The following is a 16847-nucleotide window of genomic DNA, read 5'->3' as shown; positions in this document are numbered from 1 at the left end:
CGGGCGATTGCGTGCAACTACCCGATTGTCGGGAGCCCGCACGGCGGGTGGCCGTCCCGCTCTGCAACGACATGCGCCATATCCCCCGCAATATCCGTCGCAATCATGCCCTCTCGTGCAGAGCCGCATGCAGCCTTGTTCTCGCGACAACCATGCTGGCAAGCCAGGCAGCGTGCGGTGCTTCAGGCCTGCTCCGTGGAGGACGCGGAGCGGTGCTGCTGTACAGCCACCACCACGCCAGCCACGGCGATGATGCCCATGCCCAGCAGGGTCAGGTGATCCGGCACGCGGCCAAACACCAGCCAGCCCAGCAGGCCGGCCCACAGCAGCTGCAGGTAGGAAAACGGCGCCAGCAAGGAGGCCGGCGCATCGTGATAGGCATGTGTGAACAGGTAGTGGCCGAGTCCGCCCGTCACGCCCAGGCTGAGCATCAACAGCGCATCGAACCAGCCCGGCTGCGGTCCGTGCAGCACCCAGGGCAAACTTGATCCGAAACACACGGCGCCGGCCAGCGCTACGTAAAACAGCAGGGTCAGCGTGCTCTCGCTGCCCACCAGCACCCGCGACAGCAACTGGTAAGCCGTGCCACACAAGGCGGCTACCAGCACGAAGAGGACACCGATCCAGTCCAGATCACTACCAGGGCGTGCCACCAGCAGCACGCCCCCGAACCCGCTCAGCACCGCCAGCAGGCGCAGCAGACCGATGCGCTCACCCAGCAGCGGACGCGCCAGCAACACGACCAGCAGAGGGGCCACGAAACCGATCGCGGTGGCCTCGGCCAGTGGCAGGCGCTTGAGGCCGAACATCATGAACAGGGTCATCACCACCAGACACAGGGCACGCAGGATCACCAGCCCCGGGCGCCGGGCCTGTGCCATCTTCAGACCGTGACGCGGCGCCACGATGGCCAGCATCAGCAACAGATGCATGAAGTAGCGCACAAAGGCGAGCAGTGGCACGCTGAAATTCACGGTCAGGTGCTTGATGGTGGTGTCGAGACAGGCAAACAGGAATACCGCACAGGCAAACAGCGCGACGCCGCGCAAGGGGTGGGGAGCAGCCATTGAGTCAGTGATGAATCCAGGAATTGAAGAGGCGCCTTGCAGCGGCAATGGTCTCGCTGGCCGTCAGGCCGATGGGGCCGTTGCCCTCGGCCACCAGCGCATCGGCGGCGGCGCCATGCAGGTACACGCCGCACAGGGTCGCCTCCAGCGCGGGCCAGCCTTGTGCCAGCAGCGCCACGATGAAACCGCTGAGCACATCACCCATGCCGCCGCTGGCCATGCCGCTGTTGCCGGTGGTGTTGATGAACCAGCGTCCGTCCGGCGTGGCGATCACGCTGCCACAGCCCTTGAGCACGACCAGGGCGCGGGTGCGCCGGGCCAGATCACAGGCGATGCCCAGCCGGTCGGCCTGCACCTGCGCCACGGTGATCTGCAGCAGGCGCGCAGCCTCGGCCGGATGCGGCGTAAGGATGCTGGCGGCGGCACGCGTCGCCACAACGCCCTGCAGCACGGGTTCATCGGCCAGCAGGTTGAGGCCATCGGCATCGATCAGCAATGGCCCGGCAAAGCCCAGAGCGCGGCGCAGCTGCAGGCTGGCGGCCTCCCCCTTGCCCAGCCCCGGCCCGATCGCCAGAGCACTGGCCAGCAATTGCAGCTCACCCGGGCTGCGCCACATGATTTCGGGATGCGCCGGATCGACACCGGCACCGCGCGTATCCAGCATGCCCAGGAAAACCTTGCCCGGCCCCAGATGCAACGCGGCCCGGGCAGCCAGCAAGGCCGCTCCCTGCATGCCTTCGGCGCCGCCGATCACACCGACGGAGCCGAAGCTGCCTTTGTGGGAATTGCGTCGGCGCGGCTGCAGCTGCGCGGAAAAACAGGCTGTGGTGAGCGTACTGCCGGTCGCGGCCGGCGCGGGCAGATCGAGGTCGAAGAGCCGCAGCTCACCGCAGTGATCAGGCCCGTCCAGGGTCAGCAAGCCGGGTTTGAGGGCGATGAAGCTCGCGGTATGAGTGGCGTGCACGCATGGGCCGGTCAGCGCTCCGGTGTCCCCGTCCAGCCCGGAAGGCAGATCCAGCGCCAGACGCGGGCAGCTCATCGCATTCAGACGTGCGATCCACTCGGCATGAATGCCTTCGATGGCACGGGTCAGGCCAATACCGAACAGGGCATCGACCACCAGCGCCCATTGTGTGCCGATGAAGTCCGGCAGGATCTGCCCACCCGCTTCCAGCCAGCGCTGGCGCGCCGCAGCGGCATCCGGCGGCAATCTGATGGCTTTGGCGCAACTGACCACCACGACTTCGATTCCCCGCTCGCGCAAGACCCGCGCCAGCACGAAGCCATCGCCGCCATTGTTGCCGGGCCCCGCGAGGACCAGCACGCAGCCCTGGCTGCCGTTCAGCAGACCCAGCGCAAAATCGGCCGCAGCGCGCCCTGCGCGTTCCATCAGCGACGGCTGCGCCGCAGACTGCCCGGCTTCGACGGCGCGCAAGGCACTGCTGCACAGGACGGGAAGAGGAGAGGCGAAAGACATCAGGCGGGCACGCGATTACGTCACGGCCTCAAGCTTGGCGCTTCAGGCCGTACATCGCAAGCCCGGCAGTCCATCCTGCCCGAAAGCCGCATGCGGCGGACCTCACCGGGCAAGCAGGCCGGAGAGCCGCACCTGGCGCGGCCAGACAGGCAGGCATGCTGGAGAGCAAGGCGCGCTGCGGCTGTACAGACAGCCACAGCGTGCGATGTCAGAGCTCGACCTGGGTACCGAATTCAACCACGCGGTTGGGCGGAATCCTGAAGAAATCGGCCGCGCTGCTGGCGTTGCGGAACATGAAGAAGAACAGGCGTTCGCGCCACATCGCCATGCCCGGTTTGACATGCGGCACCAGCCGCTCGCGACCGAGGAAGAAGGTGGTTTCCATCATGCGGAATTCCATCTGCCCGGTCGTCGTGGCCTGCTCCATGGCGCCCGGAATGTCCGGCTCGTCCTTGAAGCCGTAGCGCACGAACATGCGGTAGAAGCCGAAGTCCAGCGTCTGCACCTCCACCCGGTCGATCTCGGGCACGAAGGGCACATCCTCGTTGATCACCGTCAGCAGCACCACCCGCTCATGCAGCACCTTGTTGTGCAGCAGGTTGTGCAGCAGCGGGCGCGGCACGCCTTCGGAGTTGGCAGTCATGAAGATGCCGGTGCCCTCGACCCGCCGCGGCGGCGAGTGGAACAGCGAGGAAATGAAGATATCCAGCGGCATGGTTTCAAGCCGGGTCCGCTCAGACAGCAGCGTGCGCCCACGATGCCAGGTGGCCAGCAAGGTGAAGATGGCGGCCCCCATGGCCAGCGGGAACCAGCCCCCATCGAATACCTTGACCGAACAGGCAATCACGAAGCCCAGATCGACAATCAGGAAGCCGACCAGGAAGGGAATGCTCTGGAACAAGCGCCATTTCCACAGCGCCTGCACGACGATGAAGGCCAGCACCGTATCGATGAGCATGGTGATCGTCACCGCGATGCCGTAGGCCGAGGCCAGATTGCTGGAAGAGCGGAAGCCCAGCACCAGCGCAATCACCGACAGCAGCAGTGCCCAGTTGATGCCCGGTACGTAGACCTGGCCGATCTCGCGCGCCGAGGTGTGGATGTAGGCAATGCGCGGACAGTAGCCGAGCTGGGTGGCCTGGCGGGTCAGCGAGAAGGCGCCGGAAATCACGGCCTGCGAGGCAATGATGGTCGCCATCGTGGCCAGCCCCACCATCGGGTACAGCGCCCAGTCAGGCGCCAGCAGGTAGAAGGGATTTCGCACGGTGGAAGGGTCGGAAAGCAGCAGCGCCCCCTGCCCCAGATAATTCATGTACAGACAGGGCAGCACCAGAAAGAACCAGGCCAGCTTGATCGGCCGCCGGCCGAAGTGGCCCATGTCGGCGTACAGCGCCTCACCACCGGTGACGGCCAGCACCACCGAGCCCAGCGCCAGAAAGCCGTGCAGGCGATGCTCGATGAAAAAATTCATGCCATACCAGGGGTTGATCGCCGCCAGCACGCCGGGGTGATGGATCACCTGAGCCAGGCCCAGTGTCCCCAGGGTCAGGAACCAGGTCACCATCACCGGGCCGAACAGGGCGCCCACGCTGGCCGTGCCCTTGCTCTGCATCCAGAACAGGCCAACGATCACCACGATGGTGATCGGCACGACATAGCGATGCATGCCCGGCGCGGCGATTTCCAGCCCTTCCACTGCCGAAAGCACCGACATTGCCGGCGTGATCACCCCGTCGCCGTAGAACAGTGCCGCACCGAAGATGCCCAGCGCCGTCAGCCCCCACATCATGCGTGGCGAAGCCTTGCCCACCGCGCGCTGCGCCAGGGCAGTGAGCGCCATGATGCCGCCTTCGCCGCGATTGTCCGCACGCATGATGAAGAGCACGTATTTGAGCGACACGATCAGCATCAGCGCCCAGAACACCAGCGACAGGATGCCCAGCACATTGTCGTGGCTGACCGCGATGCCATGCCCGCCAAACACTTCCTTCATCGTGTACAGCGGGCTGGTGCCGATATCCCCGAACACCACGCCGACTGCTGCCAGCGTGAGCCCTGCCAGCCGCGTGCGCGAAATCTCCGCGCCGTGGCCTGTTGTCGTTTGTGACATTGATCGTCCTGTTGCTCCCGCACACGGCAAAGGCGGAGCGTGTTTGAAATTGGCGCGAAGCTACCACCTCACCTGTCCGGGAACAATCCCGCCATGAAAAGAGTGTTGCTTCTGTGCCCTGATGCGCGAGTTGACACGCGTCGTCCGGTGACGCAAATGCACCGTAATCAGGCATAGGTATTTTCCCTGATCATCAAAATTTGTACAAACACCAAATACATCAAATACGCGGCTGCGCAACAAACATTGTTACCGGTAGCAAGGCCTTGTTGCCAAAGCCTTTTCCGGCGCCTCCACAAAACAGCCCGAGCACAAATTTTGCGCTACAGCAAAAACCTTTGTGCAACAGCGATGTTTCCGGTATCAAAAAGCAAGATTCCATCTATTGACACATAAACCTAAGTGATAGAAATTGCGTCCCACACCGGGAACGGCTCAGACATCCGCAGCAAGTGCCGCCTCTGGTGTCAGCCGGCCCTCTTGAAGGGGCCGGCCTCATACAATGAAACGAGGAGACATTCCATGTACAGCAAGCTTCTGTTCGGCCTGATTTTGACGATTTCAGCCCTGTCGGCTTCAGCCACCACCACCATTACCGGCACCAAGGATTACGGCGGCGCCACGGTGGGTACCTCTTGTGACGGCCAGTCCGAAAGCCAGCAGCCGGTGTTCCTGCTGACTGACGGCGCCACCATCAAGAATGTGGTGATCAAGGCCGGCGCAGCCGCTGACGGCATCCACTGTACCGGCTCCTGCACCCTGTCCGGCGTGAAGTGGCCTGACGTCTGCGAAGACGCCGCGACCATGAAAGGCGGCTCGGGCAAGACCATGACGGTCAGCGGCGGTTCGGCCTACAAGGCGTCCGACAAGGTGTTCCAGCACAACGGCATCGGCTCCACGATCAAGATCAGCGGCTTTGCGGCTGACACCATCGGCAAGCTGTATCGCTCCTGCGGCAACTGCTCGTCGCAAGGTGCGCGCTACGTGACGATCAGCAGCACCAAGCTGGCCAACGTCAGCGCTGCGGTGGTCGGCATCAACAGCAACTACGGCGACAAGGCCACCATCACCAGCCTGCAGATCAAAGGCTACAAGTCCGGCAGCCCGAAGGTTTGTGCCACGTATCAAGGCAACAACACCGGCGCCGAGCCGACCTCGCTGGGCGAAAAGTGGAACACCAGCAACTGCGTGGTGAGCACCTCCAACGTCACGTCCTACTGATCGTCAGCGGGCCTGCTCCGGCGGGCTCCCGCAGATCCGGACCCCGCCCCTGTGGCGGGGTTTTCGCATGTACGAAAGCCTCTTGCGGAGGGGCCTGCAGAGCGGCTTCTGGCGGGCATCTCCGGCCGGCCTGCCCGCTCACCCTTGCCGAGAGCGGTTGTACCGGCAGGGCGCCTGCAGACGCCCGCCACAAGCGGCTCTCACGGCGACTCTCCCGCGCGCCGCATGAAGTCGCTACACTCCTGCCCATGAACACGCCCAGCATCGAACGCACTCCGCCCGGCAAGGTCTATCTCGTCGGCGGCGGCCCCGGCGATCCGGAACTCCTCACCCTGAAAGCCGCACGCCTGCTCGCTGCGGCCGACGTGGTGGTGTACGACAATCTGGTCAGCGCGGCGGTGCTGGCGCATGCGCGCAGCGATGCCGAGCGCATCTATGTCGGCAAGAAAGCCGGCAACCACGCCCTGCCCCAGCTGGACATCAACAAGCTGCTCGTCACGCTTGCCCTGCAGGGCAAGCAGGTGGTGCGCCTCAAGGGCGGCGACCCTTACATTTTCGGGCGTGGCGGTGAAGAAGCCGAGACCCTGCAGCGGGCGGGCATTGCCTTTGAAGTCGTGCCCGGTGTCACCTCTGCCGCCGGCGCAGCAGCCTATGCCGGCATTCCGCTGACGCATCGCGAGCATGCGCAATCCTGCTTCTTCGTCACCGGCCATCTGCAGGATGAAACCTGCAATCTCGACTGGCCCACCCTGGCCCGCCCCGGCCAGACCCTGGTGATCTACATGGGCCTGACCTCGCTGCCGGACATCAGCCGCCAGCTGATCGCCCACGGCATGAGCCCGGCCACGCCGGCCGCCTGCGTGCGGCGAGCCACTCTGCCCGACCAGCAGACACTGACCGGCACGATTGCCGATTTGCCACAGAAGGTTGTCAGTGCCGGTTTCAAGCCGCCGGCCCTGCTGATCATTGGCGACGTCGTTTCCCTGCATGAGCGGCTCGACTGGTTTTCCGGCAGCGTGCAAGCGTGAATGCCGACGGGTGTAGCATCGCCACAACAAGACAGGCAGTGACTTTGCCGGGCATGCCAGAATGCCTAGAGACCGGTATCGCTTAGCACGATTGCCGACGCATCAAGGGGGAAAGACATGCGCAGGCTCATCGCGTTCATCCTGGCGGTACTGTGTTGCACCAGCCTGAGCGCTCTGGCAGCGCAAAGCTCGCCCACCACCCTGCCTGTCGCCTGGCAAAGCCTGCTCGATGACAGCGGCCGTTCACTGGCCGAAATCCGCAGCCTGCCCGACACGGACTGGCAAAACTCCGAAACAAGCCTGCTGAGCGCCGGCTTCACCCGCAGCGCCGCCTGGCTGCGCACGGAGATCACGGCAACTGAAGGCGGCGGGCACATCATCGAGCTCTCCAACCCCCTGCTTGATCGCGCCACCCTCTACATCCTGCGCGCCGACGGCAGTCTTGAAACCCAGAGCGGCGGCTTCGACGAACGCACTCAGGACCTCAAGCTCGAGCCCTATCACAATCAGGTGTTCGAGCTCGACATGTCCGCGCCGGGCGAGCGCGCCACGATCTACCTGCGCCTGTCAGCCACCCGCCCGCTGATCGTCTGGCCCCGCGTTTATGCAGACACCGACTTCTACCGCCAGAGCTTCACCCAGCGCCTGTGGCTGGGCACCTACGGCGGGGTGTTCTTTGCCCTGAGCCTGCTCAGCCTGATGGTGTGGATCACCACGCGGGACCGCGACTACGCCGACTTTCTGCTCTTCATCGCCAGTTGCGGCCTGCTCCAGGGGCATCTGCTCGGTCTGCTGCACGAGCAGGCCTTCTATCGTTCCCCTGCCGTCATGGAACTGGCCAGCCTGCTGCTGCCGGTGGTTGCCAGTCTGGCCTATGCCCACTTCGCCCGCCGCTTCCTCAACCTGCGCCAGACCAGCCCGCGCTCCGATCTGCTCATGCGCCTGTGCATGTGGCTGGAAGCCGCCATCCTGCCGCTGCATTTCATTGCCGGGGCGCGCTATTCGATCCCGGCAGACTTTCTGATCGGCACCCTCACCGGCCTGTCGGGTCTGAGCGCCGGCATCATCGCACTCCGCCAGGGCAACCGTGCTGCCCGCTTCTACCTGATCGCCAATGGCATTCTTGTCACCGGTGGCGGGCTGCATGTCGCCACCGGCTTCAATCTGATCCAGGCGACCCCGCTGACCCTGTATGCCTTCCCGCTGGGCGCCGGGCTGACCATGATCGTCGTGGCCTTCGCACTGGCCGACAAGGTCTATCTCCTGCAGCGCGCCCGCATCCAGGCTCAGAACGACAATCTGATCGCCGAACAGCAGATCATCGAAGTGCTGCGCGAATCCGAAGCCCAGCTCGAATCCCGTGTCGCCGAACGCACCCTGCAACTGGAGGAAGCGCTGGAGCAGCAACGCCTGCAGCACGAAACCCTGGAGCGCAACAGCCGCGCCATGTCCGAGCTGCACGAAGAGCGCGGCGCTTTCCTGCAGATCGCCGCGCACGATCTGAAGAATCCCACCGCCGCCATCATCAGCTACGTCGACCTGCTGCGCGAACGCTGGCATGCCTGGGATGACGAGAAGAAAATCCATCGTCTGGGCAACGTACGCAGCATGGCGCAGCTGATCTTTGACATCATCCGCAACCTGCTTGACATCAACGCCATCGAGTCCGGCCACTACGCCTTGCGCCCGACCAGCCTGGATGTCCGCGACAGCATCCAGAGCGTCTGCGATGCCTTCCGGCAGCGCTGCGAGGTCAAGGACATCCACCTCAAGCTTGAACTGCCCGACACGCCGCTCAAGGTCATGGCGGACAAGACGGCCCTGCACCAGATCGTCGACAACCTCGTGTCGAATGCCATCAAGTACTCACCGCACGGACGCAGCGTGCATGTGCGGCTGGAGGAAGAGAGTGGCCACGCCCTGATCCAGATCCGCGACGAAGGCCCCGGCATTTCGGAAGACGATCAGAGCCGCCTGTTCCGCAAGTTCACGCGCCTCTCTGCCCGCCCCACCGGCGGAGAGCACTCCACCGGTCTGGGCCTGTCCATCGTCAAGCACATCGTCGAAGCCAGCGGTGGTCAGGTCGGCTGCATCAGCCGCCTCGGCGAAGGCGCCACCTTCTTCGTCAGCCTGCCCAAAGCGGGTTGAACGCCCCCCACCTCACGAGCCGCATCTGTCCTGCGTTTCCGGGCAAGCTGCCCGCAGCGCCTTTACTGACGAGCCTTCGCAACAAGCATGCTCGAACAGGCCCGCCAGATGCGGGTCTGCAGCCACCCTCCGATTCCGGAACGGCCCGGGCACCTCTCGCAGCCTGCTTACTCCAGCGCCTCGACCTTGATCCAGTATTCGCTGGTCTGCTCGCTGTGCCCGCTGCGGTAATCCATCAATCCGCGCCCGCTGGTGTCCGCCTGCTGGCTCACCCCGCCCAGCGGCAACCACTGCCCGAGGCGGCCACGCACGGTCGTGGATAACCGGCTGCCTTCGATGACGCCAGCGCTCATGCGCTGATTCTGCGGCGCAATGTTCAGCATCACCTGATCGCCGGCCAGCTGCGGCCGCACCGAGAAACCCGAGCCCACATCCACATACTGCGTGCCGCGTGACACCACCGCGCCGCCCGGGCCGTACACCATCTGCGTCATCGGCAACGGTACGCTGCGGCCGAGGTAAATGAAGGCCTCGCCATCCTCCACGGTCTGGATCGTCTGCAAGGTCTGGCCACTGCTCTGGCTGCTGCGCGTACTCGCCTGTCCGCGCCCATCCACGCTCACCTCACCATTGCGGATCACCACCCGGCCATCGGCGCCGATGCGGGTACTGTCCTCCTGCGCGGAGCCGCCTTGCCGCACCGAGATCATCAGGCTGCGCGAGCGGGTATCGATCGCCTCCAGCGCGCGGCGGATCTGCTCGAGATTGGCCGGTGAAGCCCGCACGATGATCTTCCCACTCATGGCTGACATCGTGCCGCCCGGCTCCAGCAAAGGCTGCAGGGCCGGCAACACCTGCTCGACAAGGCGATGGCGCAGGGGAAAGATTTCCATGCGCTGCTGTGCCTGTGCCAGCGGGCTCAGCACCATGCACAGGAGAACAAGCAAGAGTTTTCGCATGACGACTCCACGATCAGGAACACACGTCTCATTATCGACGCCCATCCGGGCAGGCGCCATGCGCACGAATGACCGACACGACCAGCGGAACCTGGCCACATAATGAGGGTCTGTCATGAGTACAGATCTTCCAGGCCAAGCATGAATCACAGCATCGAAATCCTCGCCACCGCGCTGTTTGCCATCGCGGTGCTGCACACCTTCCTCACCCCGCGCTTCGAGCACCTGGCCCACGCCGGCGGCACGCATGCCGGCGTGTGGCATTTCATGGGCGAAATCGAAGCCGTATTCGGCATCTGGGCCGCAGCACTCATCGCCGCCATGTTTGCCTGGCTCGGCTCGCCCGCCACCATCGCTCATCTGGAAGGGCTGAACTTCACCGAACCGATGTTCGTCTTCGCGATCATGGTGGTCGCCGCCTCGCGGCCGGTGCTGGCAGTCTGCGGCAAGCTGGTTGAAGGTCTCGCCCGCATCCTGCCGCTGCCACAGGCTGTCGCCCGCTACTTCATCGTCATGGCCGGCGTGCCGCTGCTCGGCTCCTTCATCACCGAGCCCGCCGCCATGACGGTCGCCGCCCTGCTGCTGCGCGAGCACTACTACTCACAGAATGTCTCCACCCGCTTCAAGTACGCCACCCTCGGCGTGCTCTTCGTGAACATTTCGATTGGCGGCACCCTCACCAGCTTCGCCGCGCCTCCCGTGCTGATGGTCGCCGGCGCCTGGAACTGGGACACCGCCTTCATGGCCAGCACCTTCGGCTGGAAAGCCGCGATCGCCGTGCTCATCAATGCCATCGCCCTGACCGCCGCATTCCGCAAGGATCTGCAGGGCATCACCCCGAAGACGCCCGCCCCGCGCGCCTCTGCGCCATGGCTGGTCACAGCGGTCCATCTCGCCTGCCTCGCCGGCGTGGTCGTGTTCGGCCACCACCCCGTCGTGTTCATGGCCATCTTCCTGCTCTTCCTGGGTTTTGCCGACGCCTACGAGCGCCATCAGGACCGCCTGATCCTGCGCGAAGGCCTGATGGTCGCCCTCTTCCTGGCCGGCCTCGTCGTGCTCGGCTCACTCCAGAAATGGTGGCTCCAGCCCCTGCTCGCCGATATGGACGACATCGCCCTGTTCTTCGGTGCACTGGGCCTCACAGCCTTCACCGACAACGCTGCCCTCACCTACCTCGGCTCACTGGTTGACGGCAGCTCGGACGGTTTCCGCTACGCGCTGGTCGCCGGTGCCGTAACGGGCGGCGGCCTCACCGTGATCGCCAACGCCCCCAACCCCGCCGGCTTCGCCATGCTGCGCGAATGCTTCGAGGATGGCTCGATCAGCCCGCTCGGCCTGCTCGCTGGCGCGGCGCTGCCAACAGCGGTGGCGGCTGGGGCGTTTCTGGTGCTTTGAATCGCCGATCTGACATGCCTTGAAATGGCGGAGATCGACCCGGTGCGGACGGTCAGACTTTTGGAAAGCGGACGTTTTAACGTTGGAGGTAAGCGGCTGCCGGAGCTCCGTAGGTGCGGAGGATACCCAAAACGTAGTTTTTGACTGTGCGCTTGGCCGAGTTGTTAGCCAAGTAGTTCATTAAAGCCTATTTCCCCATGGCGCTTAACTGCTTTGTATAATTTAACCGAGCCATTAATCGCTTTTGCCGTTATTGCTATCCTTTTGGCGGTCTCACTTTCTGTATTTACCCCAAAAACAACCTCTTTGATGCTTGTGTGCGGTATTGGGTATAAATCGTTCGAAAGTGCCCCTGATTGAACTACAAGCCTATGCTCTCGTTCGTAGCGCCAGTCATTTCTTTTGAAATAGAAATACTCAGCCATTGCAGCCATCACATTTTCGCTAAAGGAATCTTCTGTATAATTACTTGACGATCCATCAAACGTGCTACGCACTATTGAATGAATCGACTTGTCGATTTCTAAATCTATTTTTCTTTTAAACCAATCTCCGTAGCGCTCGTATGTTACAAGGTCAGGCTTCTTGTCTGACAAGAACGAAAAGTCAATACCGATAACCGCTCCTTTATGCGATTCCGCATAGTGCGACCACATTAAAATATTATCTCTTTTGTCTGTGACGCACAGTACTCTGTATTTCGATATCAGCTTATCCCAGTCATCTCTGACGGCAGAGAGATGAATCTCGAGCTCGTTGTGAATTTTTGCGTGTAGCTGATTTATTTCGTTGGATATGTTTTTTATTGAACTTATATTAACGCCGAGTTTTTTAAATGCATTTTTTGTTGACTTTTCTATCTGTTTTTTTGACAAAGAGTACCCTGGGAAGTTGCAGTCAAACGGATCGTTAAAATCCAGAGGGTTTGTGAATTTTAAACTTTTCCCATCCAGTATTTTTTCAAGTGTATTGATGGTTACGTATTTAAAAAACAGGCTATTCATCGGGCAGAGTCTTGGCTAAACGTTAAAAGTGGACAGCAGTTTTGCTGCTGTCACATCGGAGCCTGCTGTATAACTCCGATGGTTTGACTCTGGCCAAGGCCCGCATGCTGGCTTGTTCTTTGATAATTCGGCTACGTCAAATGATCTACCAAATCACCAGAAAAAGCAGCAGACCGACTTTTGGCGCCAAGCGCCTTGAATGACCGCTTTATAGCGGAAAATCTGAGCGTCTGTAATTGGCCGGCTCCAGCCGATCAAACAGAATTCATACAGCACTATAAGCCCGGCACTTACGGAGTGCGTACAGCTTGAGGGCTTTTCCCATTTTCTAAAAAACCGCGCGCAGAGGCCTTCTCCACGCACACTGGGCTGCAAGCAAGGCTGGGCGCGGCTCTCAGGGCAGCCCCCCCCCCGAAGACCTACGCCCGGTGCGGCTCGGCCAGATATTCACGCGAGCGCATCTCGATCAGGCGTGACACCGTACGGGGGAATTCCTGCGCGTTGGGGCCTTCACGATAGAGTTCCGGCGCGTCGGCGGCGGCGCTCCAGATGAGCTTCACACGGGCTTCGTAGAGCACATCGATGAGCCAGGTGAAACGCCGCGCTTCGTTGCCCTGCTCCTTCTTCATCACGGGCACATCGGAGAGCAGGACAGTGTGGTACTGGCTGGCGATGTCGAGGTAATCGTTCTGCGAACGCGCGCCACCACACAGGGTGGCAAAGTCGAACCAGACGACGCCGGGCGCGACACGCCGCACCGGCAGCTTGCGGTCCTGCACGGTAATCTCACCGGGCGCACCGGTTGTGCCGGCAACCTTGCCGAAATGTCCGGCCAGTTCGCGTTGCGCAGCCTCGTCCGCCGGGGTCAGGAAAATGTTGAGGGATTCGAGCGTGCGCAACCGGTAGTCGGTGCAATTGTCGACTTCCAGCACATCAAACTGCTGTTTGATCAGCTCGATGGTCGGCAGGAAATTCTGGCGCTGCAGACCATTCGGATACAAGCCGTCTGGCGGGTAGTTGGAGGTCATCACAAACACCACGCCGCGCTCGAACAGGGCCTGCAGGAGGCGCCCGAGGATCATCGCATCGGCGATGTCGGAGACGTGGAACTCGTCGAAGCACAGGAGGCGCGTCTGCTTGGCGATGTCATCCGCCACGCGAGCGAGCGGATCATCCTCGTTCTGGTGGGCGCGCAGCTGGGCATGCATTTCGTGCATGAAGGCGTGGAAGTGCACCCGGCGCTTGCGTTTGTAGGGCACCGCCTCGAAGAAGCAATCCATGATGAAGCTCTTCCCACGCCCTACGCCGCCCCACAGGAACACACTGCGCGGCAGGTCCGGATGGATGAAGAGCTTGCGCAGCTGGGTGCGACGCTTCGCCTTGAATTCAAGCAGCTCGGTGTAGAGCTGCTGCAGGCGCGCGATGGCCCGCAGCTGGGCGGGATCAGCTGTGTAGCCACGCATACCGAGCAGCGCATCGTAGGCATCGCGCACGCCGAATTCCGGAACATTGAGGATCTTGTGTGAGTCCATGATTCCTGCCTCAAAACAACAAAGGGCAAAGGTTTTGGCCTTTGCCCCCTGTCTGCTGCATCAAGCCTGCGCTCAGAAGTGCAAGGAGCGCTTGTCGACGGCGAGGGCGGCCTCGTGCATGGCTTCCGACAGGGTCGGGTGAGCATGGCAGGTGCGCGCCAGATCTTCTGCAGCGCCGCCAAACTCCATTGCTACCACGGCTTCAGCAATCAGCTCCGAGGCGTTGGTACCAAGGATGTGCACGCCGAGGATCTGGTCGGTTTCTGCATGCGCCAGCACCTTGACGAAACCGGTGGTGTCACCCTGCCCCAGCGCACGTCCATTCGCGAGGAATGGAATCTGGCCTTGCTTGTAGGGCACATTGGCGGCCTTGAGCTCCTGCTCGGTCTTGCCGACCCAGGCCACTTCCGGATGCGTATAGATGACCCAGGGGATGGTGTCGTGGTTGATCGTGGTGGCCTGCCCGGCGATGCGCTCGGCGACCATCACGCCTTCCTCCATGCCCTTGTGCGCCAGCATCGGGCCGGGCACCACATCGCCGACCGCCCACACATTGGGCAGATTGGTGGCGCAGTGGTGATCCACGGCAATACGACCGCGTTCGTCGAGCGCAAGGCCAACGCCTTCGGCATTCAGGCCAGCGGTGTTCGGCACGCGACCGACAGCGACGATGAGCTTGTCGACCTCGAGGGTCTGGTCGCCATCGTCGTTCTCGTACTTGATGACGACGGTCTTCTTCTTGGGTGTCACTTCCTTGATCTGAATCCCCATCTGGATATTCAGACCCTGTTTGCTGGTGAAGATCTTCCAGGCTTCCTTGGCAACATTCGCGTCAGCCGCGGCGAGGAAATCCGGCATGGCTTCGAGGATGGTGACTTCGGAGCCGAGGCGCTTCCACACCGAACTCATTTCGAGGCCGATCACACCGGCACCGATCACGCCAAGGCGCTTGGGCACACCGGAGATATTGAGCGCACCGATGTTATCCAGCACCAGATTCTGGTCGACCGGAACTCCCGGCAAATGGCGGGCGTGCGAACCGGTAGCGACGATGACATGCGTAGCGGTCACCACTTCTTCACCAATCTTCACCTGCCACTTGCCATCCGTATTGGCCACGAAGCTGCCATGACCAGGGATGAAGGTGACCTTGTACTTCTTGAACAGCCCTTTGATGCCACTGACCAGCTGGGTGACGATGTTGTCCTTGCGCTTGATCATGGATGGCACGTCGATGGTCACGCTATCGGCCTTGATACCGTGCATGACGAAAGAGTGGCTGGCCTGATCATACAGTTCGGACGAATGCAGCAGCGCCTTGGACGGGATGCAACCCACATTCAGGCAGGTACCACCCAGACGCGGCTCGCCCTTGGGATCTGCGTATGACTGGGATTCGCAGCAGGCGGTCTTCAGCCCGAGTTGCGAAGCGCGGATGGCGGCAACATAACCGGCGGGTCCGCCACCGATGACTACGACGTCAAATTCTTGGCTCATTTCGGGTTCCCTGGGAAGGGGGAAGGGAGAAGGGGGAAGGGTGCCCCGCTCACCTCCAACATCTGTTATTCGATCGGAAGATCAGGGGAAGAACTGGCGTTTGCACACCCTTCTCCCTTCCCCCTTTCCCCTTTAATCCATCAGATTTCCAGCAGCAGGCGGGCCGGGTCTTCCAGTGCTTCCTTCATCGCGACCAGACCAAGTACCGCCTCACGACCGTCAATGATCCGGTGGTCGTACGACATGGCAAGGTAGTTGATCGGACGGATGACGATCTGGCCGTTCTCGACCACAGGACGATCCTTGGTGGCATGGATGCCGAGAATCGCCGACTGCGGCGGGTTGATGATCGGTGTGGAGAGCATCGAACCGAAGACACCTCCGTTGGAAATGGAGAAGGTGCCACCGGCCAGATCTTCCATGGAAAGCTTGCCTTCCTTGGCCTTGGCGCCAAACTCGGCGATCTTCTTTTCGATCTGGGCAATGCTCATCTGGTCAGCATTGCGCAGGATCGGCACCACCAGACCACGCGGCGAACCAACCGCGATGCCGATGTCGAAGTAGCCGTGATAGATGATGTCATTGCCATCAACGGAGGCGTTCAGCACCGGGTACTTCTTCAGTGCGGCAACGGCAGCCTTGACGAAGAAGGACATGAAACCAAGCTTGATCCCATGCTCCTTCTCGAACTTCTCGACGTACTTCTTGCGCAGCTCCATCACCGGAGCCATGTTCACCTCGTTGAAGGTGGTCAGGATGGCATTGGTGGCTTGCGATTGCAGCAGACGCTCGGCTACACGGGCACGCAGGCGGCTCATCGGCACACGCTGTTCGGGACGATCCGAGAGCGCAGCTTCCACTGCGGGCGGAACCGGCGGCTGTGGCAACGAAGCCGTGGCTGCAACCGCAGGTGCCGCAACGGCCGACACCGATACGGAACTCCCCGCTGCTGCAGGAAGCGATACGCCCAGTGCATCCGCCTTGGTGACCCGGCCACCAGGGCCTGAGCCTTGCAGCGCAGCGGCATCAATGCCCTTCTCGGCGAGGATCTTGCGGGCAGCCGGACCGGTTCCCGCCGGTGCCGTAGCAGTCGCTGCCGGAGTAGAAGCCGCTGGTGCTGCCGCAGCAGCCGGAGCAGGTGTCGCACCGGCCTTGGCTTCGGTATCGATGTGGGCGATCAGCTCGCCGCTGGTCACCGTGGCACCGTTGGCCTTGATGATCTTGACGATCACGCCATCGGCTGGTGCCGGGGTTTCCAGCACGACCTTGTCGGTCTCGATATCGATGAGGTTCTGGTCGCGCTTGACGGCCTGGCCTTCAAGGGCATGCCAGCTGACGAGGGTGGCCTCGGAAACGGATTCCGACAGTTGCGGAACTTTGACTTCGATGATCATGTTCTGATTCTCCAG

Annotated in this window: 12 protein-coding genes; 4 read left to right on the top strand and 8 right to left on the bottom strand. The window is 62.1% G+C overall.

The genetic code is table 11. The features are described 5' to 3' along the window. Positions 1 to 182: 182 nt before the first annotated feature. The 3 genes from Q9Q94_RS13000 to Q9Q94_RS12990 all read right to left on the bottom strand — a co-directional run bounded on the left by Q9Q94_RS13000 (position 183) and on the right by Q9Q94_RS12990 (position 4654). On the bottom strand, positions 183 to 1067 hold the full coding sequence (locus Q9Q94_RS13000; RefSeq protein ID WP_305980510.1) for a DMT family transporter: 885 nt from the start codon (positions 1065 to 1067) through the stop codon (positions 183 to 185). A gap of 4 nt (positions 1068 to 1071) precedes the next feature. After that, positions 1072 to 2544, bottom strand: coding sequence for an NAD(P)H-hydrate dehydratase (locus Q9Q94_RS12995; protein WP_305980509.1), 1473 nt, complete (start codon positions 2542 to 2544; stop codon positions 1072 to 1074). Between the two features lie 208 nt (positions 2545 to 2752). After that, positions 2753 to 4654, bottom strand: a complete 1902-nt coding sequence (locus Q9Q94_RS12990) for a potassium transporter Kup (protein ID WP_305980508.1) — start codon at positions 4652 to 4654, stop codon at positions 2753 to 2755. Positions 4655 to 5176: 522 nt separating this feature from the next. On the opposite strand from Q9Q94_RS12990, the gene Q9Q94_RS12985 reads away from it, so the two are divergent. The 3 genes from Q9Q94_RS12985 to Q9Q94_RS12975 all read left to right on the top strand — a co-directional run bounded on the left by Q9Q94_RS12985 (position 5177) and on the right by Q9Q94_RS12975 (position 9051). Next, the gene (locus Q9Q94_RS12985; protein WP_305980507.1) at positions 5177 to 5875 is read left to right on the top strand and encodes a pectate lyase; all 699 of its coding nucleotides are present in this window, start codon (positions 5177 to 5179) and stop codon (positions 5873 to 5875) included. Positions 5876 to 6123: 248 nt separating this feature from the next. Then, positions 6124 to 6903 (top strand): uroporphyrinogen-III C-methyltransferase, encoded by a 780-nt coding sequence (gene cobA / locus Q9Q94_RS12980; RefSeq protein ID WP_305980506.1) that lies wholly within the window; start codon positions 6124 to 6126, stop codon positions 6901 to 6903. Positions 6904 to 7020: 117 nt separating this feature from the next. Further along, positions 7021 to 9051 carry a sensor histidine kinase gene (locus Q9Q94_RS12975; protein ID WP_305980505.1) on the top strand — a complete coding sequence of 677 codons (2031 nt, stop codon included), beginning with the start codon at positions 7021 to 7023 and terminating at the stop codon, positions 9049 to 9051. Between the two features lie 167 nt (positions 9052 to 9218). Here the strand turns inward: Q9Q94_RS12975 and Q9Q94_RS12970 are convergent, their stop codons facing one another. Then, the gene (locus tag Q9Q94_RS12970) at positions 9219 to 10010 is read right to left on the bottom strand and encodes a secretin N-terminal domain-containing protein (protein WP_305980504.1); all 792 of its coding nucleotides are present in this window, start codon (positions 10008 to 10010) and stop codon (positions 9219 to 9221) included. Between the two features lie 141 nt (positions 10011 to 10151). On the opposite strand from Q9Q94_RS12970, the gene Q9Q94_RS12965 reads away from it, so the two are divergent. Beyond that, a complete protein-coding gene (locus Q9Q94_RS12965; RefSeq protein WP_305980503.1) occupies positions 10152 to 11405 on the top strand; it encodes a putative Na+/H+ antiporter in 1254 nt (417 codons plus the stop codon). A 164-nt stretch (positions 11406 to 11569) separates the two neighbouring features. Here Q9Q94_RS12965 and Q9Q94_RS12960 read toward each other — a convergent pair whose 3' ends face one another. The 4 genes from Q9Q94_RS12960 to odhB form a co-directional block, all read right to left on the bottom strand. Then, positions 11570 to 12409 (bottom strand): DUF2971 domain-containing protein, encoded by an 840-nt coding sequence (locus Q9Q94_RS12960; RefSeq protein ID WP_305980502.1) that lies wholly within the window; start codon positions 12407 to 12409, stop codon positions 11570 to 11572. A gap of 419 nt (positions 12410 to 12828) precedes the next feature. Then, positions 12829 to 13941, bottom strand: a complete 1113-nt coding sequence (gene zapE / locus Q9Q94_RS12955) for a cell division protein ZapE (RefSeq protein ID WP_305980501.1) — start codon at positions 13939 to 13941, stop codon at positions 12829 to 12831. A 72-nt stretch (positions 13942 to 14013) separates the two neighbouring features. After that, positions 14014 to 15438 (bottom strand): dihydrolipoyl dehydrogenase, encoded by a 1425-nt coding sequence (lpdA, locus tag Q9Q94_RS12950; protein WP_305980500.1) that lies wholly within the window; start codon positions 15436 to 15438, stop codon positions 14014 to 14016. Between the two features lie 140 nt (positions 15439 to 15578). Next, positions 15579 to 16832, bottom strand: coding sequence for a 2-oxoglutarate dehydrogenase complex dihydrolipoyllysine-residue succinyltransferase (gene odhB / locus Q9Q94_RS12945; RefSeq protein WP_305980499.1), 1254 nt, complete (start codon positions 16830 to 16832; stop codon positions 15579 to 15581). Between the last annotated feature and the right edge of the window lie 15 nt (positions 16833 to 16847).

It is taken from the genome of Uliginosibacterium sp. 31-16, from assembly GCF_030730865.1.
Taxonomy (GTDB): domain Bacteria; phylum Pseudomonadota; class Gammaproteobacteria; order Burkholderiales; family Rhodocyclaceae; genus Uliginosibacterium.
Note: the sequence above shows the minus strand (reverse complement) of the source record. Positions and strands in the feature narration are given on the sequence as shown.

Excerpts from the sequence above, each read along its gene's own strand:
- Q9Q94_RS13000 (WP_305980510.1), bottom strand. The coding sequence starts at position 1,067 with ATGGCTGCTCCCCACCCCTTGCGCGGCGTCGCGCTGTTTGCCTGTGCG.
- Q9Q94_RS12995 (WP_305980509.1), bottom strand. The coding sequence starts at position 2,544 with ATGTCTTTCGCCTCTCCTCTTCCCGTCCTGTGCAGCAGTGCCTTGCGC.
- Q9Q94_RS12990 (WP_305980508.1), bottom strand. The coding sequence starts at position 4,654 with ATGTCACAAACGACAACAGGCCACGGCGCGGAGATTTCGCGCACGCGG.
- Q9Q94_RS12985 (WP_305980507.1), top strand. The coding sequence starts at position 5,177 with ATGTACAGCAAGCTTCTGTTCGGCCTGATTTTGACGATTTCAGCCCTG.
- cobA (WP_305980506.1), top strand. The coding sequence starts at position 6,124 with ATGAACACGCCCAGCATCGAACGCACTCCGCCCGGCAAGGTCTATCTC.
- Q9Q94_RS12975 (WP_305980505.1), top strand. The coding sequence starts at position 7,021 with ATGCGCAGGCTCATCGCGTTCATCCTGGCGGTACTGTGTTGCACCAGC.
- Q9Q94_RS12970 (WP_305980504.1), bottom strand. The coding sequence starts at position 10,010 with ATGCGAAAACTCTTGCTTGTTCTCCTGTGCATGGTGCTGAGCCCGCTG.
- Q9Q94_RS12965 (WP_305980503.1), top strand. The coding sequence starts at position 10,152 with ATGAATCACAGCATCGAAATCCTCGCCACCGCGCTGTTTGCCATCGCG.
- Q9Q94_RS12960 (WP_305980502.1), bottom strand. The coding sequence starts at position 12,409 with ATGAATAGCCTGTTTTTTAAATACGTAACCATCAATACACTTGAAAAA.
- zapE (WP_305980501.1), bottom strand. The coding sequence starts at position 13,941 with ATGGACTCACACAAGATCCTCAATGTTCCGGAATTCGGCGTGCGCGAT.
- lpdA (WP_305980500.1), bottom strand. The coding sequence starts at position 15,438 with ATGAGCCAAGAATTTGACGTCGTAGTCATCGGTGGCGGACCCGCCGGT.
- odhB (WP_305980499.1), bottom strand. The coding sequence starts at position 16,832 with ATGATCATCGAAGTCAAAGTTCCGCAACTGTCGGAATCCGTTTCCGAG.